The organism is Nocardiopsis sp. ATB16-24 (genome assembly GCF_030271535.1).
Classification (GTDB): Bacteria; Actinomycetota; Actinomycetes; order Streptosporangiales; family Streptosporangiaceae; genus Nocardiopsis.
In genome coordinates this window covers 82,759-99,273 of record NZ_JASCXJ010000021.1, presented here as the reverse complement: position 1 = coordinate 99,273, position 16,515 = coordinate 82,759, and the positions used below count along the sequence as shown (strand labels likewise).

Here is a 16,515-nt window from a genome sequence, read left to right as displayed (position 1 = left end):
AGATGGCCTTCCTCGACGCGTTCTACGAGCGCCTGGAGTCGGAGAACACCCCGGGACCGGGCGTACTCGGTGTGCCGGCCCAGATGGAGGGCGAGCACCTGACCGACGAAGAACGCGAGTACGCGCTCGGTGTGCTAGGTGACGGCCTGCTAGCACTATCGGACCCGAGCCTAGGTGGCGGATACGAGGATCTGCCCGCGAGCGTGCGCAAGGCAGCCGAAGGGCCGTTCCTCCAAGAACCAGGCGGGGAGGAGATGCCCTACCACTTGGTGGTCTACCAGGAAGACGCCCGCGCACTCTCTGATCTACTCAAGCACACCGACCCCGAACTCCAGGGCGGCTACGCGCTCTCCACCAACCTGTCCCTGTCTTCGGGCGCTTACCTGCACTACTGGGGCAGTGAGGGCGACGACGGCTGGCTGACTTCTGAGGAGATCGCCCCACTGGTCGATGTGGGCACCCGTAACAAGGACACCAACTACTTCATGCTCACCGGCACCCACCTCGACCCCGAACTGGGTATCGAGTACGCCGAACACGAGCGGACCAATGCGGTCGAAGGGCTTTTCACCTACGAGTGGCATGACGAAGGCGCCACTGCCCGCCAGCTCACCGACTGGCTGGCCGAGGATCTCGACAGTGACGACTACCAGGAATCCAGCCGAGCCGGACGCGCCTTCGCCGGCTTCATGGAGACGGTGACCGATCCCGAGATGTACGAGTCCTTGATCAACACCGGGGTCCACGTCACCGAAGGAGAAAACGATTACAAGGACGCATCCTTCACCCACTTCAACACCGAGCTGGCCAACAGCTTCGCCGACATCTTCAACGCGCACATACACAGCTTCGCCGAAGGGAGCGTGTGGGAGGAATCCGGCGCACCCATAGAAGGAATAGGTAATTACGATCCCGACAGCAGAATCGTTGATATCGGCCCAGAAGAACGAGCGATATTCATGCAGTACCTCATGGGCAACGACGAATCTGCCGCAGATGTGGTCGAATCTGTTGACATCTACCAACAGATCGAAGCCGCGGCCTTCTTGGAAAGCGGACAAGAAAAGAGTACAGCTCGTGGCGCTGGCACCATTCAAGGGCTTTTGGAGGAAGCCCTTAAAAGGGATTCCGAAGACCGTTCAGCCGACCTGAAGGAAACTGTAGATCGAAACAAGCAAGTCACTGGATTTTTGGTTGACGAGGCTGGAAACCTGGCAGATAAAATACCGATTATCGGCAAGGCTATTTCCAAGGGGATGGGCCTGGCATCAGACAGCATCGTAGACGCGATCGTCAACGGAGAATTCGACGTCTCCCCCCGACACCCCACCTATACAAGCACAGAATACATAGAGCAGAATTTTCGACTTGAGGCCTTGGACTACGTATCCCAAAAATACCCAGAGGAGCTCAATAACGTCGTTCGCCCTGATGAATTCAGGACCCTAATGGAAGGAGGTGTTCTTACCATCGAACGAGGAGGTGAAGTACTTACTGCAGATGACATTGATGAGAACTTCATCCTGGACTCCTCCATAGAATTGACCATAGAAAAGAACATAGGAAACTGGAATAGCAGTGTTCGGTCTGGGGATGGACTGAACACCATGGATGACGCCCTCGGTGACATCATGTACGACATCGAAATAATAACTAGCGACGAACGCACGAAATCCGGAAGCGAAAGGGTAGAAGACTTCACGGGAACTTTCACAGGAGCATACAACGATACTAACAATTTCTTCGAAAGGCAGAGAGAATCCCGCAATTAAGGGAAACGACGAAGATCAAGAATTCTCTCAGAAAGATTGAAAACCAAACCCAAAAAAGAAACACCCGAGGGTAAATTTGTCCAGTTCCAATAAAATCATCGCCGCCATTCTGACACTTACCCCTGCCCTCCTCTTGACTTCCTGCTCAATAGAGGACCCCGGAGAGGGCACCCCCCGAGAACCGACCGACAAACCATCCTCTTCCTATGTCAGCTTCATCTGGGTGGAGCGACAACTGATGGTAGCGACCCTAGAAAGAATGTTTACTGAGAACGGAGAAGAAGAAGTCATAAAAAATATCGAAGAAGATTCGATGAAAATGTTAACAGATGCCAGGATCATCCGCCCGAAAACGGAAGGATATTACGTTGAAACAAACGAGAGAGAATGGCGACTGAAAACCGCTCCGAGTCTTAATCAGCTTGACCAAGCGCTCTATAATTCTTTTTACCCGAATGAGGTCACCTGGTGCGAGGAGAATATGAACGGCGAAGATTTCATTGACTCTTACACTAGAGAATTTCAGCAGGCCTTCGACACCGTCGAGGAGTACGAGGAGAGCATCGCCGACTACGTGGACTGCGGAACCGGTCGGCTGTAGAGAACCGGCGAGCACGCCATGCGAGTGAAACGAAGGCTCCTCTCACCGCTTCCTGGTCTAATGGCACCACGGCGCGGGTGTCGGCCCGCCTCTCCGACTCTTCCGCCACACACCGCGCTGTTGGCCAGCACACTGTCGGCCGTCCTAGTGCTGAGTTCGTGCTCAGCCACCGTTTCCGAGGACGGTCTGCAGCCGGAGGCCGAAAGCACGACCGGAGAAGAAGGACCCCACTTCCGTTCCTCCTGGGTCACCCGGGAGGCGAGCGTGCGCACCCTCGCCCGCATGCTGGAGGAGGGCGACTCCGAGGAGGTCGTGGCCGACACTGGCGACAGCAGCGAGGATCTCATTCGATTCCGTGTCCTCGTGGAGGACGGTGACGGGTACAGAGTGGAGCTGGACAAGGACTCGTGGGCTGTGCAGCCCGGCACCACCGGGAAGCTCGACTCCGCGCTCTACGACGCCATGGACTACAACGAGGTCACGTGGTGCGACCCTGCGAGGAACGGCCAGGAGTTCGTCGAGGCGTACGTCGCCAGGTTCGACGGCGCCTTCGACACCGCCGAGGACTACTACGCCAGCATCACCGACTACGTGGACTGCGGCACCGGCGAATCCGACTGACTCCGGAGCCTCGCCGCCCTCTCACGAGGCGGTCGTTTTTCGTCGCACATTCGATGCTCTGGCGACCGTCCCGGTTCGTCCGTCGGGCAGGGAGAATTCTCACTCCTCCCCCGGTGTCACGAAAAGCACCGCTCCGTTGACCCAAAGAGGCGGTCCTTACTATCGTCCGTAATCTCCCCTCCCACCCTGGGCAGCAGGAGACCTCCGGCTGAACACGGCCTCCGCAGGGGAACCCCCATCTCCGACGACCTCCCGGAAGGAACCCGATGTCACACGTCGGTCTTGAAAACGTCAACAGTCTCTCCATGGGCGGTGAGCAGCTCGGACAGGAGTCCGACAACATCCGCTCCCAGGTGAACCAGCTCCTCCAGGACCTGAGCAACACCGGCGACTCCTTGCAGGGGCAGGCCCTCGCCGACTTCAACAAGGCCCAGGAGGAGCTCGCCCTGCGCTTCGAGGAGCTGATGACCTGGTGCAGTCAGAACGGCATCAAGCTGAACGAGGGCCAGCAGGAGTTCAGCCGGACCGACGCCGAATCCAGCGACCAGTTCTCCCAGGCCAACAACGACCTCGGCGCCATGTCGCGCCCGGTCAACGCCTGAGCAGTCCCCCCTACCTCCTCTCTTCCGAAGAAAGGCGTTCCCCATGGGTGCCCAGTTCGACGTTTACGGCAACGTCTCAGGCCTACAGGGTCTGGCCGAGGACCAGCAGGCCCACCTCGGTCGCTTCGCGGCGATCATGAGCCAGATCAACGAGCAGTCCGAGACCACCGTCAGCCAGTGGGAGGGCTCCGGAAGCGCCCAGTTCCAGGCCAAGGCCACCGAGTTCGACACCCACTTCTCCGAGGTCAACAACGCCTTCGCCAAGGTGATCGCCGCCACCAGCGACACCGCGGACAACTACGACAGGCTGACCCGCTACCTCGACGGACTGTTCTAGTAGGCTGAGCGGCGATGTCGTCCCCACCCGCTCCTCCCACCCAGGCGGACCCGGATCCGCAGCTTCCCGAGGCGTTCCACTACACGCCCGACGAGGAGAAGTACGTCCTCCAGGCGGACGCCCTGCGGCACCGCCAGCTGCGCTCGGCCCTGCTGTACGGATCGAGCCGGTACTGGCGCCGCCGCCAGCAGGTGTGGCCGGCGGTGATCGGCGGACTCATCCTCACCGCGCTGATCTGCGGGGTCATCGCCCTCATCGGGGCCTTCGGCAAGCAGCAGGAGGTCAACGAGGAGCGCGGGTGGGGCCGCCAGCCGGTGAGCCAGGGCCCGCTCGCCGAGGTCTCCGCAGAACACCGCTAGCGCATGGATCCACCCCTTCGTCCTCGGACGGAGGACCCTCCAGCACGAACACGACCAGGGGGTCGCTCACCCGTGTCCGGCTCCGAAGACACCGCATGGGCGCCCGGGTACGAGTCCCCGGCCCTGCTCCGCCAGGGGCGCCGTGCCCGGATCATCCGGGCCATCCGCTCCACGAGCGGCGCCGACGTCGTCCTCAAGGTCCTGCCCCCGCACCTGGGCCGCGCCGAACTGGACCAGTTGCGCGAGCTCAGCGGGGTGTCCGGTGTGGTCCCCCTTCTGGACGCGGGGACCACCACCGACGGGGACCTGTTCGTGGTGCTGCCGTTCTATCCGGACGGCTCCTTCGGCGACCTGCTCGCCCGCAAGGGCCCCGCTCCGGTCCCGGAGTCCGCAGCCATCGCACGAAGCGTGGCGGCGGCACTGGGTTCGATGCACGGCCGCGGGTTGGTGCACAACGACGTCTGCCCCGGCAACATCCTCCGGGCGGGCCGTACCCCGGTGCTCACCGGTTTCGGTTCCGTCCACCGCTCCGGTGAGGCCCTGCCCCCGCCCGATCCGAACTCCGAGTCGTTCCTGCACTCCGCGCCCGAAGCGCTGCGGGGCGAGCCGCGTACGCCCGCCTCCGACGTCTACCAGCTGGCGTCCACCGTCTGGACGATGCTGGTGGGTCACACCCCCTTCGCCGCGACGGACGGCGGCCCCTTCGACCCCCGGGCCTACGCCGAACGGGTAATGACGCAGGAGCCCAGGCCCGTCCCCCGTTCCGACATCTCCCGCAAGCTGCGCGGCGTGCTCACCCGCGCGTTGTCCAAACTGCCGGAGGAGCGTTTCCCGACCGCCGCTGCCTTCGCCTCGGCCTTCGAACAGGCCCGCACCTCCAAGCCCGCGACGGCCCTGCCCGGCTCGACCGGAGGCCAGACTCCCCTCAGCGGAGCCCAGGCGCCCATGTCGGGCCCTCAGGCCCCGATGTCCGGGCCCGAGGCCGCACCACCGCCCCCGCAGGCGCCGGACACCTACACCCGGCCCCCCTCGGGGCCACAGGTCCCACCGCCGCCCTACGCCAGGGCGGAGCACCACCAGGACGCGTCCACTCCCCCCATGGGGCCCCAGGCGCCTCCCTCCGTACCCTCGGGCCCCCAGGTCTCCCCGGGGATCGGTCCGCACCCCTCTCCACGTCCGGACCCACAGCCACCCGTGGCGTGGTCTCCGACTTCGGGCCCCCAGACGTCGCACGCTCCGGCGGCCCCGGTCACGCCGACCGACGGCCCCCCGTCCCCGTCGACCGGACCACAGTCCCCACCGAGCCGACCTCTGCCCCCCGACCAGCAGGCTCAGCCCGCCCCACCGCGATCCCGGGCCCTGCGCCCGCCACGTCCCGCCCCGCCCACGGAGTCCCCCGAGCCGGCGCGGCGGCACACGGGGTTGGAGGGCAGCAGGCTCCCCGCCACCGACGCGGGCGGGACCGCCGAGATCATGATGGCCAAGCTGCGCGGCGAGGAGATCTCCCCCCTGCGCGCCTGGTCCCGGTTGGAGGGCTGGACCGGTACGGCCGAGTCCTCCTTCCTCCCCGTGGACGAGAGCACGGGACCGGACGAGGAGGAGTCCTTCGACCCGACCCCGCCTACCCACCCCGGGCAGGCACGGTGGCGCCGCCATCTCCACATCGCCGTGACCGTGTGCGGCATCCTGCTGCTCACCGGTGTCTCCAGCGTGTTCGCCGCGACGGGCTCGCAGGCCCCGGCACCGGCGGCGGCCGAGGAACAGGCCGAACCGGAACCCGCCGCCGGGGAGGAGGTCACCGAGGAGGACGAGGAGATCGGTCCGGTCGTCGAACCCTCGGCGCCGCCCGCGGTCTCCGCACCATCGGGCGTCCTGCTGACGGACAACCTCGGCGCGGTCGAGTTGGCGTGGACCGACAACAGCGGCGGTACCGCGTCGTTCTTCGTGCTCGGCGGGCCCAGCGGCCACACACCGCTCACCGTGGCCCGGACCGGCCCCGGTGTGGTGTCCGCACAGATCATCACCGGCGACACCGTCAGGGAGTACTGCTTCACGGTCATCGCCGTGGACGGCTCGGCCGCTCCCTCCGAAGAGGTGTGCACGGCCCGAGCCGCCGCCCGGGCCGAGGCCGAACGCCAGGCCGAGGAGGAGGCCGCCGAAGAGGAGGAAGAGGACGAGGAGGAGCCGGACCCCTCTCCCGAACCGAGCGCTGCGGCCGACGACTGAGAACGCTCGGACACGGTTCCGCTGTCGTGGCGCCCTGCGACGTCACCCGGTGACGTGATCTGTGACGTACCGCCCCGGCACGAGCTCGGATAGCGTTTCCACGGTCATTTCACGCGTGCACAGTGGGGGCGCCCCTTGTCCGGGGTCTTCGTCGGTTTCGGGGTCATCACCAGCGTCGTCGTCATCGGCTACATGCTGGGACGGATCCCGCTCCTCGGCCCCGATGCCAAGGACGTGCTCACCAGGCTCGCCTTCTACGTGGCCGGTCCCGCCCTGCTGTTCGGCATCCTCTCCGACGTCGACCTCTCCGTGCTGGTGTCCGGACCGGTCCTGGTCAGCGTCCTCAGTGTGGCCGCCGTGGCGCTCGCCTTCACCCTCTTCGGGCTGGTGCGGCGCATGGACGCGGGACGGACCACGATCGGCGCGCTCTCCTCCTCCTACGTCAACGCGGGCAACCTCGGCATCCCGATCTCCGTCTACGTGCTCGGCGACGCCTCCCTGGTGGCGCCCATCCTGTTGACGCAGCTCCTGGTCATGGCCCCCGTCGGACTCACCGTCCTGGACCTGCGCGACGGCGGCGTGCGCGGCCCCGGGCCCGTGTTACGCCGAGCCCTGGGCACCCCGGTCCGCAATCCCGTGGTGATCGCGTCCCTCGCGGGTGTGGCGGTCTCCGCCTCGGGCCGGACACCGCCCGAGGCCCTCATGGAACCCTTCCACCTCATCGGCGGTATGGCCGTACCGGCCATGTTGTTGGCCTTCGGGATCTCCCTGCACGGCAGCTCCCTTCCCGGCCGCGGACCCGAACGTGTGCCGGTCCTGGTGGCGGTGGCCCTCAAGTCCGTCCTCCAGCCCCTCGTGGCGTGGCTCCTGGGCGCCCTGGTCTTCGAGCTGGGCTCCTTCGACCTCTTCTCGATGGTGGTGCTGGCGGCGCTTCCCACCGCCCAGAACGTGTTCACCTACGCCACCCGGTACCGCACCGGGGAGGTGATGGTCCGCGAGGTGGTACTGCTGACCACCCTGCTCACCATCCCGGTGCTGTTCACCGCTACCCTCCTGCTCGGATGACCACGAACAGAGGACAGGGACCTCGACCGGATGGACGGCGCCATCAGCAACATCATGGACGACGTGGACATCACCACCAGCGACGGACGCACACAGCCAGGCCACAAGCGTGTGGGCGACTTCTTCGGCCAGTGGAGCAGTTCGTACCAGGACACGAACGCGTTCTTCGAGAACAGCAAGTGAGCGGAGGAAGAGAGCCGATGAGCGGTCGGCCGCGAACAGCAGCCGAGACGAGCTGGAGAGATACGTTGACCCTTCGCGATGGCCGTGTCCGCGTCTTCCCGGCGCTCGCTCTGTCCTCCTGCCTGGCCCTGTCCGCCTGCTCCACGCCCGAGCCCGAAACCGAAGCGGAATCGTCCTCCGAGCACATCTCTCTCTTCTGGGTGGAGCGCGAGGCCAGGGTGCTCACGTTGGACCGGATGTTCGCCGAGGGCGATCCGGAGACGGTCGTCGAGAGCATCGGTGAGAAGAAGGACCGGCTGCTCGACTCACGGATCATCCGTGAGGACGGGGACGGGTACGTCGTCGAACTCGACAAGGACGAGTGGCGCCCCGAGGAGGTCAACCTCACCCGGGTCGACGGGGCGCTGGGCGACGCCATGTACCTCAACGAAGTCACCTGGTGCGGGGAAACCGTCACCGGTGAGGAGTTCGTCGACGATTACATGGAGGAGTTCTGGGAGACCCTCGACAACCACGAGGAGTACACCGCCAGCATCGCCGACTACGTCGACTGCGGAGACGGCCGACCCTGACCGTCCGGTCGGGGTCGACGCGACGGACGCGTGTCGGCCCCGGCCTTTCCGTTCCCCCCGGTCACGGCTCGGAACGGCCGGACCCCGGTGACACATGGGCGAACGGCGCCACCCCGGCACGAGCGCATCCGATGAAGCGAGAGAACATCCCAGCAGAGACATCGAGGGCTTCCATGATCGGAACGATGGTTCCGGCAATGACGAGTCGGCGGAGCATCGAACCGTGTCCGTCCCCGGCCGACCTCGGAGCAACCCCGTTGATTCGCCACAAGCCCCGGACGCCTCTCCTCCTGGCGGCCGTCCTGTCCCTGTGCACGGCACTGACCGCATGCTCGACCTCCGACCCCGGGACCGGGGAGGAGGGCACGGAGGAGGAGACCGAAGTCCACGTCTCCCTCTTCTGGGTGGAGCGCGAGATCAGGGTGCGCACCCTCGACCGCATGCTCGTCGAGAACGACCAGGAGGAGGTCCTGGAGAACAGCACCGGCAGTCAGGAGATACTCTTCGACACCCGGATCCTCCAGGAGACCGAGGACGGGTACGTCGTCGAACTGGACAAGGACGAATGGCGGGACGAGGAGGTTCTCCACCTCGGCGAACTCGACGGCGCCCTGGCCAACGCCGTCGACTTCAACGAAGTCACCTGGTGCGGGGAAACCGTCACCGGTGAGGAGTTCGTCGACGATTACATGGAGGAGTTCTGGGAGACCCTCGACAACCACGAGGAGTACACCGCCAGCATCATCGACTACGTCGACTGCGGAGACGGCCGACCCTGACCGTCCGGTCGGGGCCCTCCCGTGGAGGCGGCCGGTGTGGGGTGTCCACGCCGGTCGCCTCTCCGCCTGCGGGCCGTCGCCGGAGAGGGACACGGGAAAGGCCCGCCCCCGGCTGGGAACGGGCCTCTCGGCGAACGGCGGCGGGTCACTTTCCGAAGGGCACGTCCTCGATCTCGCCGAACGGCCCTGCTCTCAGCGTCAGCTCCCTCACCTCCACGGGCGGGGCGGCGAACACCGCGACCAGCTGGTAGGTGTTGCCGGGCTGCATCTCGTGGACCTCGTCGGCGAAGCCCGAGTAGGTCTCGCCACCGAAGTTCATCAGGGTCACGTAGCGGACCAGGTCGGTGTCCGGCTCCAGCAGTTGGAAACCGCCCAACGCGCCCTGGCTGAACTCGGTCGGGCCGCCGGGGTTGACCGCGTCCTCTCCGCCCATGTCGGGCAGCACGGGCTCGTCCCCGGTGTTGGTCAGCGTGACCGTGCTGATCACGTACGCCCCGTCACGGCGCAGCGGGTGCACGTCGAGCCGCACGTCGCCGTCGGTCGCGGTCGCCACGACCTCGGCCGTGTCGTCGGCGACGAACTTCGCCGGCGGGAAGACGTGCCGTTCGCTGGAGCCCAGCAGGTCCTCACCGCGTCCGCTGGTCAGCCCCTCGTCGGACCGGTCCACCCGGTAGGCGAACTCCACACGTCGGTTGCGCGCACGGGCCTCCTCGTCGTCGGAACCGCCCTCCCGCGCGATCAGTTCGGAGGCGCCCCGTCCCTCGACGGTGAACCCGTACCCCTCGCCGAGTTCCTCCTCCAGGACCTCGCGCACGGTCTCCGCCCGCTCCTCGGACAGGTCCTGGTTGTAGTCGTCGTCTCCACGGCCGTCGGTGTGTCCGATGACGGTGATCTCCGGGTCGTCCGGATCGATGTTGTTCTCCAGGGACCGGGCCGCCTGGCGGACGACCTCCTCGGCCTCGTCGGTGAGTTCGGCCGAGTCGAAGTCGAACATCACGTCCGCCTTGAGCGCGACCGTCTCGGTGTCCCCGTCACGGGTGGTGGAGGCCACGTCGGAGTCGACGAAGCTCTCCATCTCACCGACCCACTCCTGCGCACCGGGTTCGGGACGAAGGTTCTCGAACTCGACGATCTCGCCGGGTTCGGGACCGTGGTCGATCATCTCCGCGCCGTTGGGGTCCACCGGATCGGGCTGTTCCTCCTCCACGTCCACGACCGGGATGCCCGTCATGGCGCCGAGTCCGCTGCCGACGAACGTCACCTGCTTGATCTCGTCGGGCAACCGGGGGAAGTAGCGTCGGTACCGGTTGGTGGCGCCGACCTCCACCGGGTAACCGTCCGGGGTCGGTGCGACGGAGCCGTAGTAGTAGCCCTCCTCGTCCGTGTACTCCCAGAAGGCCTGGCCGCTGACGGGGTCCACCAGTGTGTTGGGCATGGACAGGTTCGTGACGATGCCCTCGAAGTGGTCGACGTAGGTGTTCTCGTAGTAGAGGACGGTGTACTCGTCGGTGCGTTCCAGTCCGGTGACGGAGAAGCGCAGCGTGGCGTCCTGCCCGGTGTCCTGGAAGATCTGCCCCTCACGGGTGTAGGGGAAGTCGACCTCCGCCGGTTCCTCCCGAGGGTCGCCCTCCTCGTGGGTCGTCTCCTCGGCGACCTCCTCCGCGAGCGGGTACTCCTCGCGGGTGCCCGTGATGTCGCGGACGATGCCGCAACCCGACAACGCGATCACCGAAGCGACCGCGGACGCGACGAGCGCCCGCGACACCGTGGAGTGCTGACATGCGACCATGGGGGATTCTCCTCGCCTCTCGCTCCGACACCCCTTGAGACCCCGGACACACTTCTTTGGTTCTCGGCTTCGGTGTCGGTGACGGTGCGTCCTCGGGCGGGCACGGTCACGACCGTGATCCGCCCGGTGGGAGGCCGCTCCCGTTTCGGTACAAGGAGGTCCGGGCGACGGAGTACCACGTGTCGCAGCACGTGTGAGGGGGAACACTGAGAGCGCGGGGTCCGTCCCCTTTCCCCTTGGGGGAGACGGACTCTTCTCGTGGGAAGGGGCCGGCGCGAAGAACTCGCACCGGCCCCCTGCGATCGTGACCCCTAGCCCCAGGCCAGGGCGGTCAGCTCGGGGTCCTCCAGTGCCGTGCCGATGTCACGCAGCACCTTGGATCCCAGTTCACCGTCGACCAGGCGGTGGTCGAAGGACAACGACAGGGTCGTCACCTTGCGGACGGCGAGTTCGCCCTCGTGCACCCACGGCATGTCCCGGATCTGCCCGAAGGCGAGGATCGCGGCCTCGCCCGGGTTGATGATCGGGGTTCCCGCGTCCACGCCGAACACGCCGACGTTGGTGATGGTGATGGTGCCGCCGGACATGTCGGCCGGGCTGGTCTTGCCCGCCCGGGCGGTCTCGGTCAGCTTCTTCAGGTCCGCCGCCAACTCCGGCAGTGTCTTGGCGTCGGCGTCCTTGATGTTGGGCACCACCAGGCCGCGCTCGGTGGCCGCCGCGATCCCCAGGTTCACGTAATCCTTGATCACGATCTCCTGGTTGTCCTCGTCCCAGGAGGCGTTGATCTCCGGGTGACGCCGGATCGCCATGAGCAGCGCCTTGGCGACCAGCAGGAGCGGGGAGACCCGCACGTCGGCGAAGTCGGGCCGCTCCCGCAGACGGGCGACGGCCCTCATGGTCCCGGTGACGTCCACCTGGAGGAACTCGGTCACGTGCGGCGCGGTGAACGCGCTGCCGACCATCGCCGCGGCCGTGTGCTTGCGCACGCCCTTGACGGGTACGCGCCGCTCCCGCGCGGCGCGGTCCACGGTGACCTGGGGGGCCGCCTTCTCGGGGGCGGCGGGTGCCTGGGCCGCCTCGGCCGCGGCACGGACGTCCTCACGCGTGATGACGCCGCCCTCCCCCGTCGGGGTGACCGATCCCAGGTCCACGCCCAGGTCCTTGGCGAGTTTGCGCACCGGAGGCTTGGCCAGCGGGCGTCCGGACGAGGGGGCGGGACCCGGAACGGTCTCCCCCACCGCCGGTGTGTTCGCCGGCGCGGGTTCGGCCGGTCTGGGCACGGGCGGCGACACCGGAGCCGAGGGGGCGGGACGGCGACGCGGACGGCGTTGGGTGGAACCCGCCTTCTCCCCGTAGCCGACCAGCGGCTTCTCCCGCTCCTCGGTCTCCTCGGCCGCGCCCGTGGAGGAGGCGCTCGCCGTGCCGCCGGTGCCGTCGTCCACGGTGATGATCACCGTTCCCACGTCCACCGTCTGGCCCTCTTCGACCAGCAGTTCGTGCACCTTGCCCGCGTACGGGCTCGGCAGTTCGACGACGGCCTTGGCCGTCTCGATCTCGCAGATCATCTGGTTGACCTCGACCTCGTCACCCGGTTTGACGTACCAGGTGAGGAGTTCGGCCTCGACCAGGCCCTCTCCCACGTCGGGCAGCTTGAACGACTGCACGCCGCCGACGGCCGGCTCGTTCTTGGAAATCGTCATGCTCTTCGGTTTCCCCGCTCCCCTAGTACGCGAACGCCCGGTCGACACCGTCCAGAACGCGATCAAGGTCCGGAAGATAGTGCTCCTCAAGACGCGACTGCGGATACGGCGTGTCGAAGGCGGCAACACGGATCACCGGTGATTCCAGGTGGTAGAAGCACTCCTCGGTCACCCGGGCGGCGATCTCCGCGCCGGGACCTCCTGTGAGGGTGGCCTCGTGGGTCACGACCAGCCGGCCGGTCTTTCGCACCGACTCGAACACGGTCGTGTAGTCCACCGGGGAGAGCGAACGCAGGTCGATGACCTCGATGGAGTGGTCGGTGTCGGCCTCGGCCGCCTGGAGGGCGGTCTTGACCATGGGTCCGTACGCCAGCAGGGTCACGTCCGTTCCGGGGCGCGCCACACGGGCGACGCCCATGGGGGTGGCCTCGGCGATGGGGGCCTCGGTGTCGACCTCGGCCTTCTCGTAGTAGCGCCGCTTGGGCTCCAGGAAGACGACCGGGTCCTCGCTGCGGATGGCCTGCTGGATCATCCAGTAGGCGTCCTCGGGGTTGGCGACCGTCACCACGCGCAGACCCGCGGTGTGCAGGAAGTACGCCTCGGGGGACTCACTGTGGTGCTCCACGGCGCCGATACCGCCGCCGTAGGGGATGCGCATGACCACGGGCACGCTGAGCTTGCCCGCCGAACGGCGGCGCATCTTGGCCAACTGGGTGAAGGTCTGGTTCGTCGCCGGGAAGAAGAACCCGTCGAACTGGATCTCGACCACGGGTCGGTAGCCGCGCAGGGCCATACCGATCGCGGTGCCGACGATGCCGGACTCGGCGAGCGGGGTGTCTATGACACGGTCGGCTCCGAAGTCCTTGTACAGGCCGTCGGTGACCCGGAAGACTCCGCCGAGCTTACCGACGTCCTCGCCCATGACCAGGACCTTGGGGTCGTGTTCCATCGCGGCGCGCAGACCGGCGTTGATGGCCTTACCGATGGTGAGGTTGGTTCCCATGGCCTAGCGGCCTCCTTCCGCGCCCACGCCCTCGAAGGAGGACAGGTAGTCGGCGAACTCGGCTCGCTGCTGGTCGATGTGGGTGTTGGGCTCGGCGTAGACCTCGTGGAAGATGTCGAGCGGCTCGGGGTCGGGCAGGGAGCGGCACTCGGTGCGCACCTGTTCGCCCAGCTTGTCGGCCTCGGCGTCGACGGAGGCGAAGAACTCCTCGTCGGCCAGGCCGTTCTTCTCCAGGTAACGGCGCACCCTGAGGATCGGGTCCTTGGCCTTCCACTCGTCCAACTCGGCGGCCTCACGGTAACGGGTGGGGTCGTCGTTGGTGGTGTGGGCGCCCATCCGGTAGGTGAACGCCTCGATGAGCGTGGGGCCGTTGCCCTCGCGGGCGTTGTCCAGCGCGGCCCGGGTGACCGCCAGGCAGGCCAGGACGTCGTTGCCGTCCACGCGCAGGCCGGGGAAGCCGAATCCGGCGGCGCGGCGGTAGATCGGCACGCGGGCCTGACGCTCCAGGGGCTCGGAGATGGCCCACTGGTTGTTCTGGCAGAAGAAGACCACCGGGGCGTTGTTGACCGCGGCGAAGTTGAACGCCTCGTTGGTGTCGCCCTGGCTGGTGGCCCCGTCTCCGAAGTAGGAGATGACGGCGGTGCCGTTCTCACCGCCGACGGCGCCGTCACGCTGGACGCCCATGGCGTAGCCGGTGGCGTGCAGTGCCTGGCTGCCGATCACGATCGTGTACAGGTGGAAGCCCAGCGCGTGGGGGTCCCAGCCACCGTTGGTGACGCCGCGGAACATGCCGAGCAGTTCCTTGGGGGCGATGCCTCGGCACCAGGCGACGCCGTGCTCACGGTAGGAGGGGAAGGCCATGTCGTTGTCCCGCAGCGCACGGCCGGAGCCGATCTGCGCGGCCTCCTGCCCGAGCAGTGAGGCCCACAGCCCCAACTCGCCCTGACGCTGGAGGGATACGGCCTCGCTGTCGACCCGGCGTACCAGGACCAGGTCGCGGTAGAGCGCGCGGACTTCCTCCGCGCTGATGTCCAAGGGATAGTCGGGGTGTCCGGTCAGTTCCCCTTCCGGTGTCAGGAGCTGGATGAGCTCCGGTTCCTCGTGCGCGGTGGTGTCCGACACGTCGCTCCTCGGGATTCTCAGGGCCGCATTCGCGTGGGTGAACGCTGATCGGCCAAATCACGGCCCGCCCTCCCGGGGTGGTGGGAGAGGCGGACAGCCCTCCCCATATCGTGACAGACTTCACCATGGAGAGCGCAAGCCCTCAGCGTCACTTTTCAGCTTCAGCCCATCATCCTGGGCCGTCGGACGGGGGGATTACCAGGGCTTCCTAACATTGACAAGGCCCTGGTGGCGTCTCGACACCACGGGACGGAGGGCATGACGACGCCCGAGCGGTCCTGGTGGCCGGGACCGCTCGGGCGTGCCGTGAAGGCCTGGTTCACGTCCGGGGGGCCGGAGGAGGCGCACTCGTCGTGCGGCACAGTCCTCCAGTCATCGGATGAGACGGGTGGGGGATGAGGCGACGGAGGAAGCCATGGAGGCCGGGAACCTCGCCTCGTGCGGGGTCTCCCGAAGAGGGGCTGCGCGTGGCACGACCCCTGAGGGCGGAGAGGGCGGGCGGGAGACCGCTCACCCGGGCGGGGGCCTAGGGAACCCGCATCCCCAGATCACGCGCGTAGTCGGTGAGCATCTCCCGGAGCTGGCGACGGGCGCGGTGCAGGCGGGACATCACCGTTCCCAGCGGGGTCCCCATGCGCTCGGCCACCTCCTTGTAGGCGTAGCCCTCGATGTCGACGAGGTAGATGACCTCCTGGAACTCCTCGGGCAGCCGCGCGAGCGCCTGCTTGATGTCGGAGTCGGGGAGGCGGTCGAGGACCTCGTTCTCGGCGGACCGCATACCGGAGGAGGTGTGCGTCTCGGCCGCGGCGAGCTGCCAGTCCTTGATCTCGTCGGTGGTCTCCTGGCGCGGTTCGCGCTGCTTCTTGCGGTAGCTGTTGATGAAGGTGTTGGTCAGGATGCGGTAAAGCCAGGCACGCAGGTTCGTGCCCGTACGGAACTGGTGGAAATTGGCGAACGCCTTGGTGAAGGTCTCCTGAACGAGATCCTCCGCGTCGGCGGGGTTTCGCGTCATCCGCAGGGCCGTAGGATAGAGCTGGTCGGCGAACGGCGTCACCGCGGTGGCAAAGTCCAGCTTCTGCTCTTCGTCGCGGGTCTCACCGGTCGTGGAGGTCTGATCCATTTCGACAGTCGTCAAGATTCCCCCTCGGGACAACCGGACGATCACTTCCACTCTGGTAGACGCAACCGCGAGCTCCCAATGATGACATCAATCCGAGTGATACGTGTCACGGGAGCTCCTCCTCGTTCACCAGCACTGGTCAGAGTGCGGTAAAGGCACGGCGCGCTTCCTGGTCAGGACGCCTACCCACTCCCGAGTGCCGTACGCTTGCGTCGCGCCCTTCCTTCCGATGCGAGGAGAAGCGGCCCGCCCGCCGCAGGCACGTGCGGCACACCCTGTTTCCTTGTGGAGGACCCTGTGGCCCGCGTCGTGGTTGACGTCATGCTCAAGCCCGAGATCCTGGACCCCCAGGGCCAGGCCATCGCCGGTGCCTGCTCCCGGCTGGGTTTCGAGGGGATCGGCCAGGTCCGTCAGGGCAAGCGCTTCGAGGTCGAGGTCGAGGGAGAGGTGGACGAGAGCACGCTGGCCGACGTCCGTCGCCTGGCCGAGACCCTGCTCGCCAACACCGTGATCGAGGACTACGAGGTCCGCGTGGAGAAGTGACCTCCGGCCCCGCCGATCACGTCGACGGAAGGGATCGAGGCGCCCGCCGGTTCTCCGGGGGTGAGGGACCGAACCCCGAGAGCGTCCGTGTGAGTTCGCGCACCCCCGCGTCCCCTCCGTC

The 16,515-nt window shown here is 66.6% G+C and carries 17 protein-coding genes; 12 read left to right on the top strand and 5 right to left on the bottom strand.

The window, feature by feature from the left end; all coding sequences use genetic code 11:
- From PFX91_RS19860 to PFX91_RS19810, 11 genes are all read left to right on the top strand, one after another.
- Nucleotides 1–1,772 (top strand): TPR repeat domain-containing protein (locus PFX91_RS19860; RefSeq protein WP_285734088.1); only part of this gene is annotated, 1,772 nt, incomplete at its 5' end.
- Between the two features lie 76 nt (nt 1,773–1,848).
- Entirely contained in the window at nt 1,849–2,373 is a 525-nt protein-coding gene (locus PFX91_RS19855; RefSeq protein ID WP_285734087.1) for a hypothetical protein, read from the top strand.
- A gap of 264 nt (nt 2,374–2,637) precedes the next feature.
- A complete protein-coding gene (locus tag PFX91_RS19850) occupies nt 2,638–2,994 on the top strand; it encodes a hypothetical protein (protein ID WP_285734085.1) in 357 nt (118 codons plus the stop codon).
- Nucleotides 2,995–3,260: 266 nt separating this feature from the next.
- A complete protein-coding gene (locus PFX91_RS19845; RefSeq protein WP_285734083.1) occupies nt 3,261–3,596 on the top strand; it encodes a hypothetical protein in 336 nt (111 codons plus the stop codon).
- Between the two features lie 43 nt (nt 3,597–3,639).
- Complete coding sequence (locus tag PFX91_RS19840; protein ID WP_285734081.1) at nt 3,640–3,933, top strand: WXG100 family type VII secretion target; 294 nt, start codon at nt 3,640–3,642, stop codon at nt 3,931–3,933.
- Between the two features lie 14 nt (nt 3,934–3,947).
- A complete protein-coding gene (locus PFX91_RS19835; RefSeq protein WP_285734079.1) occupies nt 3,948–4,292 on the top strand; it encodes a hypothetical protein in 345 nt (114 codons plus the stop codon).
- Between the two features lie 72 nt (nt 4,293–4,364).
- On the top strand, nt 4,365–6,518 hold the full coding sequence (locus tag PFX91_RS19830; protein ID WP_285734078.1) for a serine/threonine protein kinase: 2,154 nt from the start codon (nt 4,365–4,367) through the stop codon (nt 6,516–6,518).
- A gap of 135 nt (nt 6,519–6,653) precedes the next feature.
- Nucleotides 6,654–7,583: an AEC family transporter gene (locus tag PFX91_RS19825; RefSeq protein ID WP_285734077.1), complete on the top strand. Its 930-nt coding sequence runs from the start codon at nt 6,654–6,656 to the stop codon at nt 7,581–7,583.
- 30 nt (nt 7,584–7,613) lie between these two features.
- Nucleotides 7,614–7,766: a hypothetical protein gene (locus tag PFX91_RS19820; RefSeq protein ID WP_285734075.1), complete on the top strand. Its 153-nt coding sequence runs from the start codon at nt 7,614–7,616 to the stop codon at nt 7,764–7,766.
- A gap of 65 nt (nt 7,767–7,831) precedes the next feature.
- On the top strand, nt 7,832–8,338 hold the full coding sequence (locus tag PFX91_RS19815; protein ID WP_285734073.1) for a hypothetical protein: 507 nt from the start codon (nt 7,832–7,834) through the stop codon (nt 8,336–8,338).
- 257 nt (nt 8,339–8,595) lie between these two features.
- Nucleotides 8,596–9,117 (top strand): hypothetical protein, encoded by a 522-nt coding sequence (locus tag PFX91_RS19810; RefSeq protein ID WP_285734071.1) that lies wholly within the window; start codon nt 8,596–8,598, stop codon nt 9,115–9,117.
- Nucleotides 9,118–9,262: 145 nt separating this feature from the next.
- Here the strand turns inward: PFX91_RS19810 and PFX91_RS19805 are convergent, their stop codons facing one another.
- From PFX91_RS19805 to PFX91_RS19785, 5 genes are all read right to left on the bottom strand, one after another.
- A complete protein-coding gene (locus PFX91_RS19805) occupies nt 9,263–10,906 on the bottom strand; it encodes an OmpA family protein (protein ID WP_285734069.1) in 1,644 nt (547 codons plus the stop codon).
- Between the two features lie 311 nt (nt 10,907–11,217).
- The gene (locus tag PFX91_RS19800) at nt 11,218–12,606 is read right to left on the bottom strand and encodes a dihydrolipoamide acetyltransferase family protein (protein ID WP_285734067.1); all 1,389 of its coding nucleotides are present in this window, start codon (nt 12,604–12,606) and stop codon (nt 11,218–11,220) included.
- Between the two features lie 22 nt (nt 12,607–12,628).
- Nucleotides 12,629–13,609 carry an alpha-ketoacid dehydrogenase subunit beta gene (locus tag PFX91_RS19795; RefSeq protein ID WP_285734066.1) on the bottom strand — a complete coding sequence of 327 codons (981 nt, stop codon included), beginning with the start codon at nt 13,607–13,609 and terminating at the stop codon, nt 12,629–12,631.
- Nucleotides 13,610–13,612: 3 nt separating this feature from the next.
- On the bottom strand, nt 13,613–14,731 hold the full coding sequence (pdhA, locus tag PFX91_RS19790) for a pyruvate dehydrogenase (acetyl-transferring) E1 component subunit alpha (RefSeq protein ID WP_285734064.1): 1,119 nt from the start codon (nt 14,729–14,731) through the stop codon (nt 13,613–13,615).
- A 526-nt stretch (nt 14,732–15,257) separates the two neighbouring features.
- Nucleotides 15,258–15,866, bottom strand: coding sequence for a sigma-70 family RNA polymerase sigma factor (locus tag PFX91_RS19785; protein WP_285734062.1), 609 nt, complete (start codon nt 15,864–15,866; stop codon nt 15,258–15,260).
- 282 nt (nt 15,867–16,148) lie between these two features.
- Between PFX91_RS19785 and purS the strand changes: the two genes are divergently transcribed.
- The gene (purS, locus tag PFX91_RS19780) at nt 16,149–16,394 is read left to right on the top strand and encodes a phosphoribosylformylglycinamidine synthase subunit PurS (RefSeq protein WP_285734060.1); all 246 of its coding nucleotides are present in this window, start codon (nt 16,149–16,151) and stop codon (nt 16,392–16,394) included.
- Nucleotides 16,395–16,515 lie beyond the last annotated feature (121 nt).